General features: G+C 43.6%; 20 protein-coding genes. 11 read left to right on the top strand and 9 right to left on the bottom strand.

The window, feature by feature from the left end; translation table 11 throughout:
* Window positions 1-6 precede the first annotated feature (6 nt).
* The 4 genes from BJP34_RS02000 to hetZ all read right to left on the bottom strand — a co-directional run bounded on the left by BJP34_RS02000 (window position 7) and on the right by hetZ (window position 4,812).
* Complete coding sequence (locus BJP34_RS02000; RefSeq protein WP_070390888.1) at window positions 7-2,271, bottom strand: transglutaminase TgpA family protein; 2,265 nt, start codon at window positions 2,269-2,271, stop codon at window positions 7-9.
* A 140-nt stretch (window positions 2,272-2,411) separates the two neighbouring features.
* Complete coding sequence (locus BJP34_RS50245; RefSeq protein WP_418904152.1) at window positions 2,412-2,528, bottom strand: pentapeptide repeat-containing protein; 117 nt, start codon at window positions 2,526-2,528, stop codon at window positions 2,412-2,414.
* Between the two features lie 24 nt (window positions 2,529-2,552).
* Window positions 2,553-3,656 carry a hypothetical protein gene (locus tag BJP34_RS01995; protein ID WP_070390887.1) on the bottom strand — a complete coding sequence of 368 codons (1,104 nt, stop codon included), beginning with the start codon at window positions 3,654-3,656 and terminating at the stop codon, window positions 2,553-2,555.
* Window positions 3,649-4,812, bottom strand: coding sequence for a heterocyst differentiation protein HetZ (hetZ, locus tag BJP34_RS01990; RefSeq protein ID WP_070396444.1), 1,164 nt, complete (start codon window positions 4,810-4,812; stop codon window positions 3,649-3,651). Before hetZ ends, BJP34_RS01995 begins: the two co-directional genes overlap by 8 nt.
* Window positions 4,813-4,913: 101 nt before the next feature.
* On the opposite strand from hetZ, the gene BJP34_RS01985 reads away from it, so the two are divergent.
* Together BJP34_RS01985 and BJP34_RS01980 are read left to right on the top strand one after the other, a co-directional pair.
* Window positions 4,914-5,399, top strand: a complete 486-nt coding sequence (locus BJP34_RS01985) for a hypothetical protein (RefSeq protein ID WP_070396443.1) — start codon at window positions 4,914-4,916, stop codon at window positions 5,397-5,399.
* A 321-nt stretch (window positions 5,400-5,720) separates the two neighbouring features.
* Window positions 5,721-7,721 carry a glycoside hydrolase family 10 protein gene (locus BJP34_RS01980; RefSeq protein WP_070396442.1) on the top strand — a complete coding sequence of 667 codons (2,001 nt, stop codon included), beginning with the start codon at window positions 5,721-5,723 and terminating at the stop codon, window positions 7,719-7,721.
* Window positions 7,722-7,764: 43 nt separating this feature from the next.
* Here BJP34_RS01980 and BJP34_RS01975 read toward each other — a convergent pair whose 3' ends face one another.
* The 3 genes from BJP34_RS01975 to BJP34_RS01970 form a co-directional block, all read right to left on the bottom strand.
* Window positions 7,765-8,538, bottom strand: a complete 774-nt coding sequence (locus BJP34_RS01975) for a PD-(D/E)XK nuclease family transposase (protein WP_229424428.1) — start codon at window positions 8,536-8,538, stop codon at window positions 7,765-7,767.
* A gap of 11 nt (window positions 8,539-8,549) precedes the next feature.
* Window positions 8,550-8,816 (bottom strand): hypothetical protein, encoded by a 267-nt coding sequence (locus tag BJP34_RS46920; protein ID WP_229424205.1) that lies wholly within the window; start codon window positions 8,814-8,816, stop codon window positions 8,550-8,552.
* Between the two features lie 76 nt (window positions 8,817-8,892).
* Window positions 8,893-9,885 carry a PD-(D/E)XK nuclease family transposase gene (locus BJP34_RS01970; protein ID WP_070390886.1) on the bottom strand — a complete coding sequence of 331 codons (993 nt, stop codon included), beginning with the start codon at window positions 9,883-9,885 and terminating at the stop codon, window positions 8,893-8,895.
* Window positions 9,886-10,048: 163 nt separating this feature from the next.
* Between BJP34_RS01970 and BJP34_RS01965 the strand changes: the two genes are divergently transcribed.
* From BJP34_RS01965 to BJP34_RS42055, 4 genes are all read left to right on the top strand, one after another.
* On the top strand, window positions 10,049-10,369 hold the full coding sequence (locus BJP34_RS01965) for a nucleotidyltransferase domain-containing protein (RefSeq protein ID WP_070390885.1): 321 nt from the start codon (window positions 10,049-10,051) through the stop codon (window positions 10,367-10,369).
* Between the two features lie 20 nt (window positions 10,370-10,389).
* The gene (locus BJP34_RS01960; protein ID WP_418904093.1) at window positions 10,390-10,743 is read left to right on the top strand and encodes a HEPN domain-containing protein; all 354 of its coding nucleotides are present in this window, start codon (window positions 10,390-10,392) and stop codon (window positions 10,741-10,743) included.
* A gap of 395 nt (window positions 10,744-11,138) precedes the next feature.
* Window positions 11,139-12,845, top strand: coding sequence for a dynamin family protein (locus BJP34_RS01955; protein WP_070390883.1), 1,707 nt, complete (start codon window positions 11,139-11,141; stop codon window positions 12,843-12,845).
* A gap of 432 nt (window positions 12,846-13,277) precedes the next feature.
* Window positions 13,278-13,451, top strand: a complete 174-nt coding sequence (locus tag BJP34_RS42055; RefSeq protein ID WP_158516941.1) for a hypothetical protein — start codon at window positions 13,278-13,280, stop codon at window positions 13,449-13,451.
* A 107-nt stretch (window positions 13,452-13,558) separates the two neighbouring features.
* Here BJP34_RS42055 and BJP34_RS01950 read toward each other — a convergent pair whose 3' ends face one another.
* Entirely contained in the window at window positions 13,559-13,993 is a 435-nt protein-coding gene (locus tag BJP34_RS01950) for an SRPBCC domain-containing protein (RefSeq protein WP_070390882.1), read from the bottom strand.
* Between the two features lie 163 nt (window positions 13,994-14,156).
* Here BJP34_RS01950 and BJP34_RS01945 point away from each other — a divergent pair, with 163 nt between their 5' ends.
* From BJP34_RS01945 to BJP34_RS01930, 5 genes are read left to right on the top strand one after another with little or no spacing between them, the layout of a single operon-like run.
* The gene (locus BJP34_RS01945) at window positions 14,157-14,762 is read left to right on the top strand and encodes a DUF4129 domain-containing protein (protein ID WP_070390881.1); all 606 of its coding nucleotides are present in this window, start codon (window positions 14,157-14,159) and stop codon (window positions 14,760-14,762) included.
* A 40-nt stretch (window positions 14,763-14,802) separates the two neighbouring features.
* Window positions 14,803-15,921 (top strand): DUF4350 domain-containing protein, encoded by a 1,119-nt coding sequence (locus BJP34_RS01940; RefSeq protein WP_070390880.1) that lies wholly within the window; start codon window positions 14,803-14,805, stop codon window positions 15,919-15,921.
* Window positions 15,922-15,925: 4 nt separating this feature from the next.
* A complete protein-coding gene (locus BJP34_RS42050; protein ID WP_158516940.1) occupies window positions 15,926-16,066 on the top strand; it encodes a hypothetical protein in 141 nt (46 codons plus the stop codon).
* Entirely contained in the window at window positions 16,056-17,006 is a 951-nt protein-coding gene (locus tag BJP34_RS01935; RefSeq protein ID WP_070390879.1) for an AAA family ATPase, read from the top strand. The genes BJP34_RS42050 and BJP34_RS01935 overlap by 11 nt, the downstream gene beginning before the upstream one ends.
* Window positions 17,007-17,037: 31 nt before the next feature.
* Window positions 17,038-18,444, top strand: coding sequence for a DUF58 domain-containing protein (locus BJP34_RS01930; RefSeq protein ID WP_070390878.1), 1,407 nt, complete (start codon window positions 17,038-17,040; stop codon window positions 18,442-18,444).
* On the opposite strand, the gene BJP34_RS01925 is transcribed toward BJP34_RS01930, so the two are convergent.
* Window positions 18,436-19,404 (bottom strand): stage II sporulation protein M, encoded by a 969-nt coding sequence (locus tag BJP34_RS01925; protein ID WP_070390877.1) that lies wholly within the window; start codon window positions 19,402-19,404, stop codon window positions 18,436-18,438. The genes BJP34_RS01930 and BJP34_RS01925 overlap by 9 nt on opposite strands.
* Window positions 19,405-19,460 lie beyond the last annotated feature (56 nt).

The raw sequence follows: 19,460 nt of genomic DNA, 5'->3' as shown, positions 1-19,460 counted from the left end.
TCAACTTTAAAAATTAAACCTATTTTTGCTCAACTGCTTCAGTCGCTGCCGCAGTTGTTTAATATTAGGTCTGTGATCTCCATAACGCCAACGGATATAAGCATGGGAAATCTGCTCAATGACCTCAGCGGATCCTTGAGGCTGGTCTTGACCGATACGGCTAGCGTACTCTAGGGGAGTTTGAGTCGGATGTTTGACATACCCTTTGGTTGCTAAAATCTTGATCATTTGCTGGTAAATCTGTTCCATTGGTGGCAATGTTGCCAACCAGAAACGATAGCGCCAGTTTTTCCACTGATGCCAACCTAGCCAGCTCAGAAAACCAAATGCGATCGCTAATATCAAGCCGCTCAACATACCTAACCAACCACTAGATACCATCTTCCACAATCCAACAAATACTCGGATAATGGTACCAATAGTGAAATGCCATAGGTTGCTCAGTAAACCAGTGATTGGTGAGGGGAGCCAACCTGCTACCCACTGCCAAAACTGGCGCAAGACACTAAAAGTTTGATATTGCTCGACGGAGGGGGGCAGCAATTCATGACCTGGGATGGGGTCAAAGGCAAACCAACCGTATTTAGGGAAATAAACCTCAGTCATGGCATAGGCATCAGTATTCCGGACGATGTAAAACCCAGTAAAGGGGTTAAATTCACCAGTACCAAATCCAGCCACTAATCGGGCTGGGATGCCTATGGAACGGAGCATCATCGTGAGGGTGGTGGAGAAGTGATCGGGATAACCACCTTGATACTTGAAGAGAAAGGCTTCCACCAAATCTTGATTTTCTTCTAGAAAAGGGAATTGTGAGGGGTCTTGGGGGAGGCGATAACGCTGCTTAACCGCCTGGGCTAGATACAAGGCTTTTTCATAGGAAGAAGTAAGAGGTTTCTCTGAAGTGGCTAAAAGTTCTTCAGTACGTTGCCTGACCCTCACTGCAATTTGGGGGGGAATATCCAAATAGTAGTTTTGAATCGACTTGGGGTAGTTATCCCCAGCTTGCTGCAACGTAGTGCGATCGCGAAATGGAACTTCTGATATTACGGTATAGGTCAGTCCTTCTACTAAACCTAAAGGCGATCGCAAACTGCCTTCTGGTCCAATAGCTATTTCCCGCGACGGAAAGAATAATTCGCTAGGATACGCCAAAGCGGGAATCAGATTGGGCAGTTCTGATACAGCTGTATAGGTTTGAATTACCTTTTTCCTTTGACCTGTGATCAATGCAGGTAAGAGTTGGAAGCGATAGGACCAGCTTGGTCGAGTTATTTTCTGAACCTGATTATCCCGAGAAATTTCCCAACCCTGACCCGTGTAGTGGTCAAACGCTAGCACTCGCCAAAATCCCGGTGCTTGAGAACGCACTCGCATCACTACCTTAGGTTTGAGTTCTCCCCGCAGATTCTGGTTAATCTTGCTATTAAAGCCATAGTAAAATGTCTCATCCAACTCACCCTCACCCTTAGCGTTTTGAGAGCCACCGCTACCATTTTCCCCTTGCTGTTTCCCTTCACTTACATAGCCAGGGTTAACAATTAACCTATTTTGTGAATCAAATCTCCGGTTTGCCATTTCCCCAGGAGCACTGACGGGATACATCTGGATTTGATAGCCAGGGAAACGAGGCATCAGAGCAAAAATGGTTAACCCTAGCGCCATAATTACCCCGATAAATAAAATGAGACGCTTTAGGGGTATGGGTGAGGAGTTGGGAGTAAAACCGTATAATTTATTACTTTTTTTTACCGTAGATATACCCAAGCGTGACTGGTAATCCAGGACAAGAACCGGTAATGCGATCGCTAAAAATACTAACAACAGAGGGGCAAACGCCAGAGTCTGACTCACAGTACCAGCGACCCCCAACAGGATTAGCCCAATTACCATCGAATAGCCCAAATCCTTGCGGCGGGGCAAGTCAAAGCTATGGAGAATTTGCAGCTGAACTAACAACTGAGCTAGAGCCAAGCGGGTATCATTGAGCTGACTGAACACATTGCCCAAAAAGGCTCCCAATGCCAGCAACATCCCCAATGCCAGCAAGAATTTCAGAGCAATGTTACGTTGGCGACGACGATACCAACTCCAGGTTGCTCCCACAATACTTAAGGGTACTGCCCAAAGACTCCAGAAGGTAGATGCGGCGACATCAACAGCCACAATTCCTACTACTACCAGTGCCTGCACCAACACCCTTAACGAAATCGACTCCTCTGTAGGAGGAAATGGCTTCGCCTCAAGACGCTGCCAAAACTGACTTAACATGGTAGATGCATTATAGGTTATATGTCAAGCTTGGAATGTTAAAGGTTAGAATGTTAAAGGTTGGAATGTTGAAGGTTGGAATGTTGAACGCGCACGCGTGGCCTTTGGGCCAAGGTTATAACCTGCGACTTGTTAACCTGTTAAGCCGTTAACCTGCAACCTGTTAACCTGCAACCTGTTAACCTGCAACCTGTTAACCTGCAACCTGTTAACCTGCAACCTGTTAACCTGCAACCTACTAACCTGTTAACCTGCAACCTGTTAACCTGCAAGTATTCTGACTAATTTGTCGGGCAGATTGCAAAGGTCAAAGGTTTCTGTTCTCCATGATCGAAGCGAATCTCAATAGAACAAATCTGATTGGGTTGTAAATCATAGGATTCTACACTCAGGTAACCTGGATAGGTACGTTCTGCTTTTGCCGAGGCTTGAGGTGTACCTAGAGTCAAGCTACCACCTCTAGGCAAACGAGTGCTGACCCGTAGCTGAGACACACCATCTTCAGTATGATATTCGGCTCGCAGAGTCACTAAACCAGCACTAGTCTCCCACTGGCGCTCCACAGGAGTTTGATTTGGTGAAACTGGAATGGTGAGGGTGGTAAGAATTTCCTTAGCTGCTAACAGAGCCAAGACCATCTTTTGCTCATTGTTAGCTTCTTCGTAAGGTAGGGATTGCAGTTGTTCTTCTGGAGAACGGGTAGGTGTCATCAAGATCCTGCCACTCCAGGAGTTAAGGGCATAGAATTCCTCAGGAAACAGCTTTTGAACTGCCGTAACCAGTTTAGCTCCTAGCTGATACTGAGAAGACACTGCCTCAGAGCAGGCTTCTAGTAATTGAGATAAAACGTTTTCTGGTATAGCAGTAGGTATTGCCAAGTTAGACAACTGTGGCATCCAAAACCTAACTCCGGAAACCCAAGACTCTGCTATTGCGTCAACAATATCAGTTTCATAGTCTGAAAGTTCTGTCTCCCAAGGAAACAGAGGTGGGTTAAGTTCAATTTGAGCTTGTAGTTTGCGCTTCAATAGCGTCTGGAAACGAGTTTGCACGGTTGACATCTCTCCCAAGTTGTAGGGGCGGATTTCACCGCCTAGTGTAAGGTCATCATGGGTGATCGATTCTGGTGGATTCACCCACATGCGGTCTAAAGCCGCTTCGCCATTGTGATTAGGGACAATGTTCAAGTTTTCCAAGTCCAGTGATTCTGATAAATCCAGGGGATATACATCAAAGTCAAAATCCGCTGCTGTCGTCTCACCCAGAGGTACAGTATCGTTTACTTGACCGCTTGATGGTATTGAAGCAGCGGGACGGGACTCTTTTAGCCAAGTCATTAAGCGGCTATAGAAAGCGTCCATGTTGTTATCTATGTCACTATTCATCTTTAGATCTACCGGATCCGGATACTGAACTATTACGAATATCCCAGGCAATTTCGAGCAACTTAAACCATCGCTTCTGTGCCTGGTTTAGTGTACAACCCAAGGTCTTAGAAATTTGTTCATTGGAGTAACCTTGTTGTTTGAGTTTAAGTAATTCTGACTGTTGGGAGCTCAGTTTTGCTTGAAATCGTTGCCATTCTTTTGGTGTTAGCCCCAGATTTCGATCCAAATCTGCTCCCAGCCACTGATGTACCAATTCCCAGCGGTGAGACAGAGCAAACCGAATCAGATGATACTTAAACCGTTGTTGTAAATAGTCCCGCTGTCTGGGATTGATGCCTAAAATCTCCTCAATTTCCCTGGTTGGCAGGTCTTTGAGCCGCAGAGTAAAGTAATTTGCACAATCATGTTGCTGGCGTTCTTCGAGATAGGCAAATAATTCTTTGATTACAGTTTCCCGCAGGCTGGAGTCTAGGGGTTCAGAATCCGATAACACCATTGCCTCCCGCACCTGCTGAATCGCCGCATCATTCCAAGTCGCATCTGACTCCTGTGCTGCTCCTTCCGCTGCTGTATCCATATCCACAGAGGTTTCTGGAGGTTGCTGTTGGGAAAAGGTTTGAGCACGTAGAATGACCAACTGTTGGGAACGGCGACCGGGTAAAGGAATACGTCGTTTACCATAGCGCTCTGTAAACGCCATATATTCTGATAGTTCCAGAAGACTGCGGGGACGATAGGTTTCCTTCAGGGAGGTTTCCCGCCGAAAGGCATTTAAGGCTTCGGCATAGAATCCCTGTAAGAAATCTTCAATCATATTCAGCCGCGCCTGGTAACTGGTCGGCGTTTGATGGGGTGTAATGTAGCGGTAGATAATCGCACTAAGAGTACTCTGTAGTTCTACCCTTCCTTGGAGCGACCCCAGTTTGTAGTAATGACAAACTTGCTTGAGACGATGGTTAGCTAGGTTTTGAGCCCAGCTGTCCACATCCCCAGAGTTTTGAATCCGATTACTTTCATTGCAAATACGATTAACTTCATCAGCGATACGTCTTGCTACGTCCTGGCAGTTTTGCTTAGAAGCACGAGTGGACTGCCGGAGTTCTTTATACAGCAGTTCAAATAGTCCTTCCACGCCCAGGCAGACTTCCCTCATCATGATTTTCATTCAATAACGACCCTAACATACACGTACTCTCGACAAATTTGATTTAGGTTTAGACTATGTGCAGCCAAATTCCTCACCCTATAGCTCCTATGGAATTAGACGAACAAATTAACAATTTGATTGATAATGCCCCACAAGATGGAACGACGCCTCAAGCGATTGAAGCGATTGCTCCAGTACTCAAACTTCTGGCGGAACAACTAAACCATCTGGAATATTACATTCTCCAAAATCTTGACCAAGGTTGGGTGTTGACGACACTGAGTAATCGTGCTAACCCTGATCTGGAGAAAAATGTTATTTATGCTTTTCCGACTGTTCAAGATGCTGCCAATTTTCATTCTGATTGGGATCCTCAACTTATGGCGTGCGGGGTGCCAGTCACTCACATTTTGTTTCAGATGTTGGCAATCGACACCGTCACTAGTACTGTTTTCTTTGATACACCTGGTAATTTAGCGGTTGGTTCAGAGGTCTCTCGAGAGGACCTACGAAATTTAATACAAGCTCAACTACAGCAAATCCGGTCAGCACCCAAGTCAGATTCTAACAATCTACCTCCTGACATTGCTTAAGTATGGCAACGAGCGCGAGCAGACAATGACTGGATGAGGAGATCATCGGATGAGGGGATGGCACCGATGATCGGATCTCAAAAGCAAGACTATTGAATCACTCATTATTACCATCGCTCCTAATCAGATCATCAATTACTCTGTCTGATCTAGGGACTTTTCATGTATTCAATATAGTTATTCCCTGCCATCACGACCTCTGGCCATCTCCCCATCGGTGAATAAGGTATCTGTAAACGCAACTTGGTATTAATTTGCCACTTGCTATAATACTGCGGCTAAAATTGCGGTTAAGCCCCCAATATGCCTCGCAATAAAACTATGGTAGCTTCTCAAACTGGCTTCCCTGATACGGAAAATCACTGGGCAAAGCCATTTATTGAAGGTTTAGCAAATCAGGGAATGATTAGCGGTTTTCCTGATGGCAGATTCCGACCTAATCTACCCATGAATCGATCTCAGTTTGCTGCCATATTAAAAAACGCTTTTTCCCAACCTGAAAAACAAAGATCTGCTCCGAGCTTTATTGATGTATCACAGAAACACTGGGCAAAGCAGGCGATTCAATATGCTTACGAAACTGGCTTTATGTCGGGTTATCCTGGTAATCGCTTCCGCCCAGACGCTAATCTTCTTCGAGTGGAAGCCTTGGTAGCGATCGCAGCTGGGTTGAACCTTCCCTTGAGTGAGATATCGGATGTAAATATAGCGCTACCTCAACTCTATCAAGATGTGGATAAAATTCCTGGTTATGCCCGAGACAGGATAGCTACTGCTACGGATGCTAACATAATCGTCAATTATCCCAATCCCAACCGACTGCGACCCACTCAAGTGGCAACTCGTGCTGATGTGTCAGGGTTTATCTATCAAGCTTTGGCGTATTTGGGTCAGTTCCCAGACCTAAACTCAAAATACACGGTTGCTTTCCAAACCACTAGGGAGGTTAGCCATCAGCGAGAGTTTCGGGGAGTTTGGGTTGCCAGTGTCTGGAACATTGACTGGCCCTCTCAAAAGGGTCTAGCAGCAGAAAAACAGCAAGAGGAACTAATCGAGATTATTGACCGGATTGAGGAACTTAACCTCAATGCTATGTTTTTCCAGGTACGACCGACCGGAGATGCCTTATATGCATCATTATTAGAACCTTGGAGTGAATGGCTAACAGGTACCCAAGGGCAAGGACCAGAACCGTTTTATGACCCGCTGGAGTTTGCGATCGCAGAATGTCACAAGCGCAATATTGAACTACATGCCTGGTTTAACCCGTTCCGCGCTGCAACAGGATCACAAGTTTCTACAAAAGTCAAGCCTCACATCAGCGTTACCCATTCAAACTATGTTTATCAACACGGTAAACAATTGTGGATGGATCCAGGAGTAAAAACGGTTCAGGACTGGACTTATAACGTGATTCTGGATGTAGTCGGTCGTTATGATGTAGATGGGATTCATCTGGATGACTATTTCTATCCTTATCCTATCAAAGATCAAGATTTTCCTGATCAAAAAACCTATGAAGCTTATCAGGAAGCTGGGGGTGAACTGAGTTTGGGTGATTGGCGCAGGGACAATGTGAATAAGATGGTTGAGCGTCTCTACACTGGCATTAAAGCTACTAAGCCAAAAGTTAAATTTGGGATTAGTCCCTTTGGAATTTATCGTCCTGGACAACCTGCTCAAATTAAGGGATTAGATCAATATGAAGCTATCTATGCTGACCCGAAAAAATGGTTAGAAGAAGGCTGGGTGGATTATATGGCTCCTCAACTTTACTGGCGCATTGAGCCTCCTGCCCAAAGTTATCCGGTTTTACTCCAATGGTGGACAGAAAATAATCCTAAAAATCGACACATTTATTCTGGGAATAGACTCAGTAAGTTAGATGGAGAAGAGTGGCCGATTTCTGAGTATGAAGAACAAGTTGAAATTAGCCGCGATCTAGTGTCTCAACTCTCCCTAGGAAATATTTTCTATAGCATGAAAGTATTCACAGAAAATCGTTTAGAGGTGGTTGACCAGTTCAAAAGCTCTATTTATTCTGAACCTGCTGTTGTTCCTACTATGGAGTGGTTAAAGACTGAGCCACCTAAGACACCAGGTAATGTTAGAGCAAGAGATGGTAAGCTAAGTTGGCAGAAAGTTTGTGATGGAGAAACTTGTTATTGGACCCTTTATCGACAAGAAGATGGGGTTTGGAGGTTGTACAAAATTCTGAATTCATCCACGCTGGAGATAGCGCTAGAGTCAGGAATTTATGCCTTGTCAGCAGTGGATAGGATTGGGAATGAAAGTTTAGGAGTTGTGGTGTCGTTGGGTTAAAGGTTGTTCGCCCTTCGCATCCCTATTAGGGTAGGGTCAATGGTTAAAGCAGATGTTGGCTAAACTCATCTAAAGAACTAGCTGTTAATGCCCTTGCCATCAAGGTATCCAATTGTTGGATATCTATGGCTTGTATTGTTTTAGATATCTCTGAAGGAATCGTTCCAAATCGTAGTTGGAGTATTCGTTCTATGCTAGCACGACGTTCTTGTTGAATTCCTTCTAATATTCCTTCTTTTCTGCCTTCTTCTCTGCCTCTTAATTCTCCCACTGCCTCTGCCCCTTCCAGCATACTAATTTCATACCGTTTATCTTCCAGATATTTCTGATAGGCTGCCTTTTCTGTATTAGGGAGATTCTCAATCCTCAGGTTTTCTTTGGCTTGGGCTAATCCCCTGGCTTGGAAGTCTTCCTTGATTTCACTATTTTTCAGGAAATATATCCATTCATCCAAACTGTTTTTAGTCACATCATTAAACTGTTTGACTCTCAAGATGTAATATTCCGGAAATATCTGGTACACCTGCTCTATTTTGAACAACTCCTTCTGGAGATTTGATGGCTCTAGTCTGTCCTGGATATGACGTCCAATAAAATCTAATTTTCCCTGATATATGTAATCTTCTCCTTGGCCGAGGGGAAAGTCAACTATATTAATTGAGTAGACCTTTTTGACTTGACTATAAGGCTCTCCTTTATCCAGATATTCGGTAATCAGAGTCGAAACTCCAAATAACATCCGCTGAAAGTAATCATTTTCCGAACTATTTTGAACCTCCACTAGCAATAACTCTCCCGCACTATTGAGAGCTAGAATATCTACCCGGTTTAGTTTATTGTCTTGTGTCTGAGGATTACTTTCACTGTCTTGATGCAGTCGCTCATGGGGGAAACCCCAAGACCGTAATGGTGCGTTTTCCGTAGGCGAATTAAATTCGCCACGGGTCGCACCTCTGCATCGCTTTCTAGTATTGATTCAATGGTAATCACTTCCCCGAGTAATTCGCTGATAAAGCCTTCAAGGACAACATAATTAGCTTTATCCCGCAGTTGTTTTTTGATCGCCCAGTCAAAGCGTATGTGTGTTGCTGCCATGATTAGTCTTGCTATCTACAAGCACTATGCCATCTCGACTTAATTTCCTTTAGACTTATAGTTTAACACCTGGCCATTAATTCGGCAGATGTTGGCTAAACTCATCTAAAGAACTAGCTGTTAATGCCATTGCCATCAAGGTATCCAATTGTTGGATATCTAAGCCTTGTATTGTTTCAGATATCTCTGAAGTAATTGTTCCAAATCGTAGTTGAAGTATTCGCTCCAAGCTAGCACGACGTTCTTGTTGAATGCCCTGTTCTATGCCCTGTTCTATCCCTTGTTTTATCCCCTCTTCTCTACCCTGTTTTATCCCCTCTTCTCTGCCTCTTAATTCTCCGACTGCCTCTGCCCCTTCTAGCATACTAATTTCATACCGTTTATCTTCCAGATATTTCTGATAGGCTGCCTTTTCTTGATTAGGTAGACTCTCAATCCTCAGGTTTTCTTTGGCTTGGGCTAATCCCCTGGCTTGGAAGTCTTCCTTGATTTCACTATTTTTCAGGAAATATATCCATTCATCCAAACTGTTTTTAGTCACATCATTAAACTGTTTGACTCTCAAGATATAATATTCCGGAAATATCTGGTACACCTGCTCAATTTTGAACAACTCCTTCTGGAGATTTGATGGCTCTAGTCTGTCCTGGATATGACGTCCAATAAAATCTAACTTTCCCTGATATATGTAATCTTCTCCTTGGCCGAGGGGAAAGTCAACTATATTAATGGAGTAGACCTTTTTGACTTTACTATAAGGCTCTCCTTTATCCAGATATTCGGTAATCAGAGTCGAAACTCCAAATAACATCCGCTGAAAGTAATCATTTTCCGAACTATTTTGCACCTCTACTAGCAATAACTCCCCAGCACTATTGAGAGCTAGAATATCCACCCGGTTTAGTTTATTATCTTGTGTCTGAGGATTACTTTCGCTTTCTAGTATTGATTCAATAGTAATCACTTCTCCGAGTAATTCGCTGATAAAGCCTTCGAGGACAACATAATTAGCTTTATCCCGCAGTTGTTTTTTGATCGCCCAGTCAAAGCGTATGTGTGTTGCTGCCATGATTAGTCTTGCTATCTACAAGCACTATGCCATTTCGACTTAACTTCATTATACTGGATCAGTGGCTCAGTCCTGAGCAATGGTCTTTAGACAAATCTAGCCAAGAGGGATTAAACTGAAACAATAAGCAATAAGCGAATTTTGTCTATTTCAGTTGGTTACCGTGAGAGAGATTTTAAAGGTTATTCTTCCTCAACTGCGTCAGCACTTCGATAAAATTTACGGCGAACGCCTGTTCAAAATGGTACTATTTGGTTCACAGGCTCGTGGAGATGCGAAATTCGGCTCTGATATCGATGTTTTAGTTGTTCTCAAGGGAACAGTTAACCCAGGGGAAGAAATTAAAAGAACCAGTCATGTGGTAGCTCAGTTGTCCTTAGAGCATAATGAAGTCATTAGCCGCCTTTTTATAGATGAATATCGATTCACCCACTACACTAGTCCTCTATTGAGAAATATTCGTAGAGAAGGCATAGTATTTTGAGTCCGGAACAGCTCGACTTATTGTTAAAAGCGCGTCAAAGCCTTGGTGCTGCCAGAGTGTTGTTGGATAATGGCTACCCCGACTATGCCGCCTCTCGCGCCTACTATACGATGTTTTATATTGCCGAGGCATTTCTTGCAGGTGAAGGTATGTCTTTCTCAAGTCATGCTGCGGTGATTTCAGCTTTTGGTCGGGACTTTGCCCGTACCGGTAGAGTGCCTGTTGAGTTTCACAGATTCATGATCGATGCACAGGACTTGCGAAATGCTGGAGATTATGGACAGCTAAATGCAGTTACTGCTCAACAGGCTACTGAGCAGATTACCAATGCTGAGCAGTTTCTCGAATTAGCGGAAAACGTAATTGGGAGCTGATCTCAAATTTGGTAGCATCGGTTGACAACTTGGATTTGCCTAAATTGACTCTCTCCCCATCCTCCCATCTGACCATCTCCTCATCAATGTTTACCATTGACAATGTAAACGGAAACGATATGACGGGATTCGGGTCTCGTCAACATTGGCACTCTACCCCCCGATTCATAATGCGATGTTCCGTTCCCGAACACATTAGACAAATGACCAATGACTAATGATTAATTACTAATCAAGGGCTGAGCGCTTACACCTGAGAGCTGAAGGCTTACCTGATCAGTGTTTTTACCTTGCGATATCCTTTTAAAGTAACTATAATCAATCTACCATAGCTATAAAATTGAATAATTCTTTTGTCCTAATATAGGATAGTCTAATCTAGGGGAGTAAAATTAATGAACAATCAAATTATTGATCAAGTCTTGTACAACCACAAACTTGATCTTGATCACCTATTACAAGATTTGCATAAATTTGCTAGTCAAATCAATAAAGCAGAATTACAGTCAAAAATCAGGACGATACAAAAAAATAGTAATGAACCGTTTTTATTAGTTATTGTTGGAGAAGTCAAAGCCGGAAAAAGTAGCTTTATTAATGCCCTACTTCAAGAAAACATTTGTAAAACTGATGTTGAGCCATGTACGGATGTTATTCAACAAATTGTTTATTCAGAGGAGCAGTTTGAAAAAGAGATTAGCCCAACCTTACGAAAAATTGGTTTACCCATTGACATTTTGAAAACGTTATCAATTGTCGATACTCCCGGAACGAATACGATTCTGGAAAACCACCAAGAGATTACTGAAAATTATATTCCTCATAGTGATTTAGTGTTTTTTGTATTCTTCGCTAAGAATCCCTATCATAAAACAGCTTGGGAACTCCTGGATTATGTCAGTGAGCAATGGCGTAAAAAAGTAGTCTTTATACTTCAACAGTCTGATTTAACTAAACCAGAAGAATTAAGCCGAAATACTCAGAGAGTTAAAGAGTATGCTAGTCAACGACATATTGAGTCTCCTATAGTTTTTGCGACCTCAGCGGAATTAGAAAACAATGGGAATGAAGACGGGAGTGGGTTTAGGGAAGTGAGACGATTTATCAATGATATGGTTACCGGTGGGGAGACTTACAAAATTAAACTTAAATCAATTAGCGATCGCACTCAAAACGTGATTGATGAATTAGACCAGGAATTAAAATCTATCCAACGGCAACTAGAGCTGGATAAATCATCAGTAGAACGAATCAAAACTAAACTAGCTGTCGGTGAAAAAAAGTCTCAAGATGACATTACTAAACTGGTGGATAAGTTAGCCGCCAACTATGATCGAGTTGCTGAGCAAATAAAATCCGATTTTAGCGCTGGTTTCACCTTTCCTAAACTAATCAATAAGTCCGTTGTTGGTACCGTTAATAAAAATGCATCGATCCAAGCCTGGATCGATGAGATTAAGGCCAAGTATGAACCAGAGCTACAGGTTTCCTTAGAGGAAACCTTAAAAGAGGGGACACAGCATTTTTTAGGGGATATTAAAAACCTGATTGATTCGTTAATAAAAGATTTAAATACTATCCAGAATTATTCCAGTAATAGCCATCTATCTCTCCGAGTTATGGAGCGCCGTCATGAGGTGTTTGAAGACGTTAAGCAAAAAGCATCTAAGCTCCTTGAAGATGCTGAATTTATCAATACTTTAAAATCTAACGCTAGTGGAGTCGCTACCAATATATTAGGTGGAGCGGCAGTAACAGTAATTGCTGGCCTATTTATGGCGATAACGGAAATAGTAATATTGGATCTTATCGGTGCTGCGTTTGCCGGAGTTGGGATTTTAGTTTCGGGGGGAACGCTTTATCTTAAAAGAAAAATGATAATTAGCAAGATTAGCAAAAAATTAGACAGTGATAAAAAGAAATTGATATCTGATATTAATGAGCAACTTAACTTAAAGTGTACTCTGATATATGAAGAAATTAAAAGAGTATTTGGAGATTTAGATGATTATGTTGAAAAGGAAGAAGAAGGACTAGGACCAATCCTTAAGGACTATAGAACAATCCAGAGCAAGGCTAAGGATTTATTAGTGATTAGTTAATGATTATTGGTTATTGGTTATTGGTTATTGGTTATTGGCTTCAACTATTGGGTTATGGCCGATCAATCTGTTCACCATTGCTGGCAGAATCATGATTGTTGAGGCCAACCTAACCGAGATCTGATGCCCTCAATAGCTTCAACTCGTAGCTGTAGTGGTAGCTGTAGTGGTAGCTGTAGTGGTAGCTGTAGGGGTAGCTGTAGGGGTAGCTATACTGATATCTCAATCATTCCCAAAATCTGCTAAACCCCATCAGGGATCACTTTGGCTGTGGGCGTTCTAGCAGCTTTAGGTATAAAACTCCTATCAAATGTGATACTATAACCTTGACAGTACTTTTTGTTTACTGTAAGCCTAACTTGGTCAACTTAGACCAGAGGTAGCTATATATTAAAGTATTTTTGACTCTAACTCAGGAGTCCCAGGAGGGATATGAGCAGCACAGATAGCAATAAAGACAAGGAAATCCAATTCACTGCTAAAGGAACTGGACCCTCAGGATACATCGATAGGAAACAGCTGAGCATAAAGCCATTACCCCAAAATCGCCCTATTGCTACAAATGTTAGTGAAGGGACAGATGAACTTATGGGCTATCTTGACTAACTAGTTGTCAGGTAAACGAGTGCTTCCGGGTGTGGTTATGTCGGTTTTGCAGTGTCATCTTTAACACTTCACCCGGAGTGAGGCTGTGCTAGCGCCATACTAACGTTCTAAAACCCCTCAGCATAACGCTTCAACTCCCATGCCATTCGTTTAATACCCCGTAACTCATCCTCTCGGATAAACGGTAAAAACACCCGAGAAAGCATACCTGAATAAGAGTGTTTGTGGACGTATTTGGTACGACCCACTCCTATTTCTTGCAAATCAAATACACATTCACTACGAAAGCCAGGGATAGAAGACACCCAACTTAGACACACACCAGGCTGAACTTGTGTCACCAATGGCTCAAATTCTGTCTCTTCTTCATTGGGAAGCCGTCGCAGGGACAGAAACACTTCTTTCCCCTGCTCAAACCGTAAAGTTGAGTCACAATCAAACAGAAATGTGTTCCAGTACTTCCACTGCTGTTTATGGAACAAAATTTGCCAAACCTTCTGCTTTGGGACATTGATCTCAATGTCAGTATAGAGACTTGTCATGTTAGTAAATAGCAGTTTTACCGGCTTCAAGTACTGTTATTTGAGATTATGGTAAATGGGAAAGGATAGAAGGGTGGACTACACACAATAATAACACGGATGCACGGATGACTTAATCCATGCCCTAAATCCGCTGTTTGACATTATTAGTTATCAGTATCTTATGTCTACTGGTTCCTTTGAAAAAAACAGTTTGGATTGGCAGTTGCAGCTGATGCAACGACAATTTGGGGAGTGGTGGGAGCTGACAATGTCTCAGGTGTCTCTTGAGCAACCCCAAGGATCACTGCCATCTTGGTTACTGTCTCCTATACTAGGCCAGGTGATTAGGATAACGTTTTGGTTACTTGTTGCTGTAATCCTAAGCTGGCTAGGGGTGCGACTGATCAGAGAATTAAATCCTTATATTATTTCTTATTATCAGCAACTGACTCAAGCTGCAAACAGAGTGACAAAACGACCAGTTCCAGAATTATCAGTGGTCAATTGGTGGGAGCGATCGCAAAACTATCAGCAGCAGGGTAACTACACCGAAGCCTGTCGTTGTTTGTATATGGGGATGTTGCAGCAATTACACGATACTGGCATTGCCCCTCGCTATCCCAGTCGCACCGATGGAGAGTATCTACAACTGATTCAGCAATTACCGCAACCTAAACCATACCAAATCTTACTGATCACCCATCAGCAGTTATGTTTTAGTAACGCCGAAGTCTCTAGTCAGGTTTTTGAACGGTGCAAGGAGGCTTATCAGCAGATAAAGGTTTAACTATGTTCGCGTAGCGTGGCCTTTTGGCCAAGGATGAAGGATGAAATTTCCTAGGCGTCGCTTAGGAGTAATGATTGCGATCGCAATCGCGGTACTAATGATCATTACCCTGGTAGCTGCTCCAGCTAATAATAAAATCAATAGCGGCTCGACTTACAGCCGCGCTCCCTATGGCTATGGCGCTTGGTACGCTTACATGGAAAAACGGGGAACTCCTGTACAGCGTTGGCAAAAACCGTTTGAGGATTTAGCTAATCAGACGGATACTCAAGGCTCGGTTACCTTATTGCGTGTCACTAGTTTGTTGACAGTAGATGCTATTTATGGTATAGAGCGAGAATGGATTAAAAAGGGCAATACGATGGTGATTTTGGGAGTCAAGCAGCCGGTGACAGACGCTGATTTCAGTACTCTCCAAGAGGCTTCAACGGGAAAGGTTAAGGTTAACACCAGGCGGCGATACAAGGGTAATCAGGGGAAGAAAATTTTAAGCGATCGCTTTGGTGCTGTGGTTTGGGAAAAGCCTATTGGTGATGGTAGAGTGATCTTTGCCACTACATCGGATCTTGCTGCCAATGCCTATCAGGACTTTCCGGCTAACTATGAATTATTAGCCCAACTGGTTACTCCCTTGAAACCACAGGAGAATTTAACTAACCAAAATCCGGTTTGGGTGGATGAATACCTCCACGGTTACAAAGATGTAGATGTGATCAAGCGAGAGGTAGGTGAGACTCTATTCAGTTATTTAGCGAAAACCCCTCTGTTGCCAGCCTTTATCCAAGGATTAATCATTCTTCTGGTTGCCATCTGGGCTCTGAATCGCCGCTTTGGACAACCATTGACCTTATCTGAACCAGTCGTGGATAACAGCGAAGCCTACATCCGAGCATTAGCAGGTGTTTTGCAAAAAGCAGGCAGCAGTGAGTTTGTGTTGGAAGTTGTGGGAAAAGACGAACAACTGCAACTGCAAAAAGCACTAGGATTAGGACAGACTCTGCTAGAGGATCAAGCTCTAATTGATGCTTGGGTGGAGCACACTGGACGTCCAGCTACAGAACTGAAACAATTGCTGGAAATTCAATCTAGTAAACGTCGTATTAGGGAGTCAGACTTACTAAAATGGCTGGGAAAATGGCAGAAAATTCGTATTGATTGATTCGATGATCACAACTGCTCGATTGTTTAAACTACCGGATATCAAGGTAACTAATCCCAACCCCAATCAACCAGAGTTTGCCCATGCTATTGTGGTACCACGAAAACTGTCCCACAGGATAGCTAATCAACCAAATGACCAATGATATCCCTGTCTTGAACCGCCTCAAGCAAACCCTTGGCAAAATAATTGTCGGTCAATCGACGCTAGTCGAACAGTTACTCGTAGCATTGCTTAGTGGTGGACACGTGATTATTGAGGGGGTACCAGGAACTGGTAAAACCTTGCTTGTCAAAGTTCTAGCAAGACTAATCCAAGCCGAATTTCGGCGGATTCAGTTAACCCCAGATATTCTACCATCGGATATTTTAGGAACTAATATCTTTGACCTGAATACCCGTAACTTTACCCTCAAAAAAGGACCAGTCTTTACTGAGATTTTGCTAGCTGATGAAATTAACCGCACCCCACCCAAAACCCAAGCAGCGCTGCTAGAGGCAATGGAAGAGCAGCAAGTCACTTTGGACGGGGAAACCTTGCCTCTATCTGAATTATTTTGGGTGATTGCTACCCAAAACTCTCTAGAATTTGAAGGCACCTATCCCCTACCAGAAGCTCAGTTAGACCGATTTTTATTCAAGCTGGTAGTGGATTACCCAGACCCGGCAGCAGAAAAGCAAATGTTGCTTAATACTCAGAAAGGATTTCGTGGACGCCGTTTGGATTTAGAACGTCTGAAACCTCTAGCAACTGTAGAACAAATTTTTAGTGCTCGTCAAGAGGTTAAAGCTGTCCAAGTAGACGAGAAGGTGCTGGATTATTTGCTAGCCTTAATTCAACAAACTAGGCAAAATCCTGATTTAGCCTTGGGAGCCTCCCCGAGAGCTGCTGTAGCTTGGTTACAAACCAGTAAAGCCCAAGCTGTGTTATCAGGACGGGATTATGTGACACCGGATGATGTAAAAGCGATCGCACTCCCTCTACTCCGTCACCGTCTGATTCTGAAACCAGAGGTGCAGTTAGATGGGTTACAGATCGATGGAGTAATTGCTTCATTACTCAAGCAAGTTCCAGTGCCTAGGTGAGTGGATCAGCACTCAGCACTCAAAAAAAAATATGATTCCCTCAAAACGAACCTATTTACTGTTAATACTAGGTATTGCGATCGCATTATTACTCGCTACTGTTTTTAATCAACAAATCAGTCTAATTAGTACTCTTGTCTTTGATGGCATTGTCCTTGGTATAGCCTTATGGGATGGACAACGGGTCAAACCTAACCGAGTGAAGGTAAGCCGCACGCCTTTACAACGGTTATCGATTGGGCGAGATAATCTGATTGTGCTCTCAGTGGAATCTAGAAATCAGGTTGCTCGAATTCTGATTAAGGACTACTATCCATTAGAGTTTGCAGTTTCCACCCCAACCATAACTGCTACCCTTGACCGGAATAGTAACAAGGAACTAACCTATACGGTTCACCCAGCCAAGCGAGGTCAGTTTCACTGGGGAGATATTCACGTGCGGCAGTTGAGTCCTTGGGGCTTGGTGTGGGATGATTGGAAAATCCCAGGGAGTCAGAACGTAGCAGTTTATCCAGACTTAGTCAGTTTGCGATCGCTTTCTATTCGCCTGACCCTGGAAAATACTGGTACCATGCGCCGTTCCCGAAACTTGGGTGCTGGCACAGAATTTGCTGAACTGCGGGAGTATGGCATTGGTGATGACACTCGCCTGATTGATTGGAAAGCCACCGCTCGCCGCTCTCGCCCTTTAGTCAGGGTGCTGGAACCGGAAAAAGAGCAGACTTTAATTATATTACTGGACCGGGGACGGTTGATGACCGCACAGGTACTTCAACTGAAGCGGTTTGATTGGGGATTGAATAGTACTCTAGCCCTAGCATTAGCTGGGTTACATCGGGGCGATCGCGTGGGCGTCGGTGTCTTCGATCGAGACATCACGACCTGGATTCCACCAGAACGGGGTCAACATCAACTATCGAAACTCATAGAACGTCTTACTCCGATTCAGCCAGTGTTATTAGAACCAGACTATTTTGGTGCTGTTACAAAACTGGTGAATCAGCAAACTCGTCGTGCTTTAGTCGTAATGATTACAGACATCGTGGATGTTACTGCTTCCGCTGAATTGCTAGCAGCCCTAGAACGCCTCACCCCTCGCTACTTACCTTTTTGTGTCACCCTTCGAGACCCCCTTGTTGACCAATTGGCGCACACTCCCCCTAATACCCCTCAGTTAGGGAAAATTCCCAGTCAAGACCAGCTTTGGCACAGCAGATACCAGGCGCAGGCGAAAAAAAGAATTAGTGTTGATCTCAACCCTGACCTGGGGCAAGTCGCTTATACCCGTGCTGTCGCTCTGGATTTAATTGCCCAGCGCCAAGTTGCCTTTGCCCGGTTGAAGCAAAAAGGAGTTCTGGTCTTGGATGCACCAGCCAATCAGATTAGTCAGCAACTGGTTGAGAGCTACTTACGAGTCAAAGCTCGGAATCTACTTTGAAGCATCCTCGACTTTCCGGCTACTACAATATATAACCAAAAGGCTAAACAGTCCGATTCCAACCAAATACTTGAGGAATGATGGCACTAAGGGACTCGGAGAGAAAAACCCTTCAATAATACCAGCAATAATCAACATCGGCACAATCCCAAACATCAACTGAGCCGCTTGGGAGCCATAAAATTTCAATGCATCTACCCGGCGATATTGGCCTGGAAACAGAATTGCTCTAGCGATGAGTAAACCGGCTCCACCAGCAAAGAAGATAGCGGGTAATTCCAGGGAACCATGGGGAAACACAAATGCCCAGAAGGGATAAGCTAAGTTATTTTGACCCACTAAGGTGCCAATGGCACCAATCAGTATTCCGTTGAATGCCATGACATATAGGGTAAAGGCACCGCAGGTAATCCCACCAGCCACTGCCCGAAAGCATACCGATAAATTGTTAATCATAATGCCACTGGACGCTAAGGGTTTCATCCCCAAAATCGAACCCATCCACAATTCCTGGCGATCGCGTACTTGTTCAATTAACTGTTCCGGAACCACCAGGGACATAAACACTGGATCTTGCCAAGCCAACCACCAGGAAATTAAGGCTCCGAGGAGAAACACTGCTGTTGCGATCGCAATATAACTCCACGTCTGTTGCACTATAGCAGGGAAACCCCAGCGACAAAACTCCCCTAAGCCTTGCCAGTCTTGACGGCGAGAACCTTGATAAATCTGGTTATAGCCCCGAGAGGTCAGTCGTTGTAAATCCTTGACCAGGGTATTGCCTACTTGGTTAGTTCTAGCACGGGCTAAATCCGCTGAGACGGAGCGATACAAACTAGCGAGTTCCTTGATTTGGGATGCTGGTAAAGACTTGATTCGATGTTTCTCCACTTGTTGCAGGAGAGTATCCAACTGTTTCCAATTTGCTTCCCGCCGCCCAATCCAACGTTTAATATTCATAAAGTTTTCGGGGTAATTTTCCTAAACCTCGCTTAAGATAGCGTTAAAACTCGTCT

The sequence above is a fragment of the Moorena producens PAL-8-15-08-1 genome (assembly GCF_001767235.1).
In the GTDB taxonomy this organism is placed as follows: domain Bacteria; phylum Cyanobacteriota; class Cyanobacteriia; order Cyanobacteriales; family Coleofasciculaceae; genus Moorena; species Moorena producens_A.
Note: the sequence above shows the minus strand (reverse complement) of the source record. Positions and strands in the feature narration are given on the sequence as shown.

Bases quoted from the DNA above. Each gene is read 5' to 3' on its own strand.
- BJP34_RS42050 (WP_158516940.1), top strand. From the start codon at position 15,926: ATGATCACAACTGCTCGATTGTTTAAACTACCGGATATCAAGGTAACT.
- BJP34_RS01930 (WP_070390878.1), top strand. From the start codon at position 17,038: ATGATTCCCTCAAAACGAACCTATTTACTGTTAATACTAGGTATTGCG.
- BJP34_RS01940 (WP_070390880.1), top strand. From the start codon at position 14,803: ATGAAATTTCCTAGGCGTCGCTTAGGAGTAATGATTGCGATCGCAATC.
- BJP34_RS01980 (WP_070396442.1), top strand. From the start codon at position 5,721: ATGGTAGCTTCTCAAACTGGCTTCCCTGATACGGAAAATCACTGGGCA.
- BJP34_RS01925 (WP_070390877.1), bottom strand. From the start codon at position 19,404: ATGAATATTAAACGTTGGATTGGGCGGCGGGAAGCAAATTGGAAACAG.
- BJP34_RS01945 (WP_070390881.1), top strand. From the start codon at position 14,157: ATGTCTACTGGTTCCTTTGAAAAAAACAGTTTGGATTGGCAGTTGCAG.
- BJP34_RS01935 (WP_070390879.1), top strand. From the start codon at position 16,056: ATGACCAATGATATCCCTGTCTTGAACCGCCTCAAGCAAACCCTTGGC.
- BJP34_RS01995 (WP_070390887.1), bottom strand. From the start codon at position 3,656: ATGAATAGTGACATAGATAACAACATGGACGCTTTCTATAGCCGCTTA.
- BJP34_RS01955 (WP_070390883.1), top strand. From the start codon at position 11,139: ATGAACAATCAAATTATTGATCAAGTCTTGTACAACCACAAACTTGAT.
- hetZ (WP_070396444.1), bottom strand. From the start codon at position 4,812: ATGAGGGAAGTCTGCCTGGGCGTGGAAGGACTATTTGAACTGCTGTAT.
- BJP34_RS01985 (WP_070396443.1), top strand. From the start codon at position 4,914: ATGGAATTAGACGAACAAATTAACAATTTGATTGATAATGCCCCACAA.
- BJP34_RS42055 (WP_158516941.1), top strand. From the start codon at position 13,278: ATGAGCAGCACAGATAGCAATAAAGACAAGGAAATCCAATTCACTGCT.
- BJP34_RS46920 (WP_229424205.1), bottom strand. From the start codon at position 8,816: ATGGCAGCAACACACATACGCTTTGACTGGGCGATCAAAAAACAACTG.
- BJP34_RS02000 (WP_070390888.1), bottom strand. From the start codon at position 2,271: ATGTTAAGTCAGTTTTGGCAGCGTCTTGAGGCGAAGCCATTTCCTCCT.
- BJP34_RS01950 (WP_070390882.1), bottom strand. From the start codon at position 13,993: ATGACAAGTCTCTATACTGACATTGAGATCAATGTCCCAAAGCAGAAG.
- BJP34_RS01970 (WP_070390886.1), bottom strand. From the start codon at position 9,885: ATGGCAGCAACACACATACGCTTTGACTGGGCGATCAAAAAACAACTG.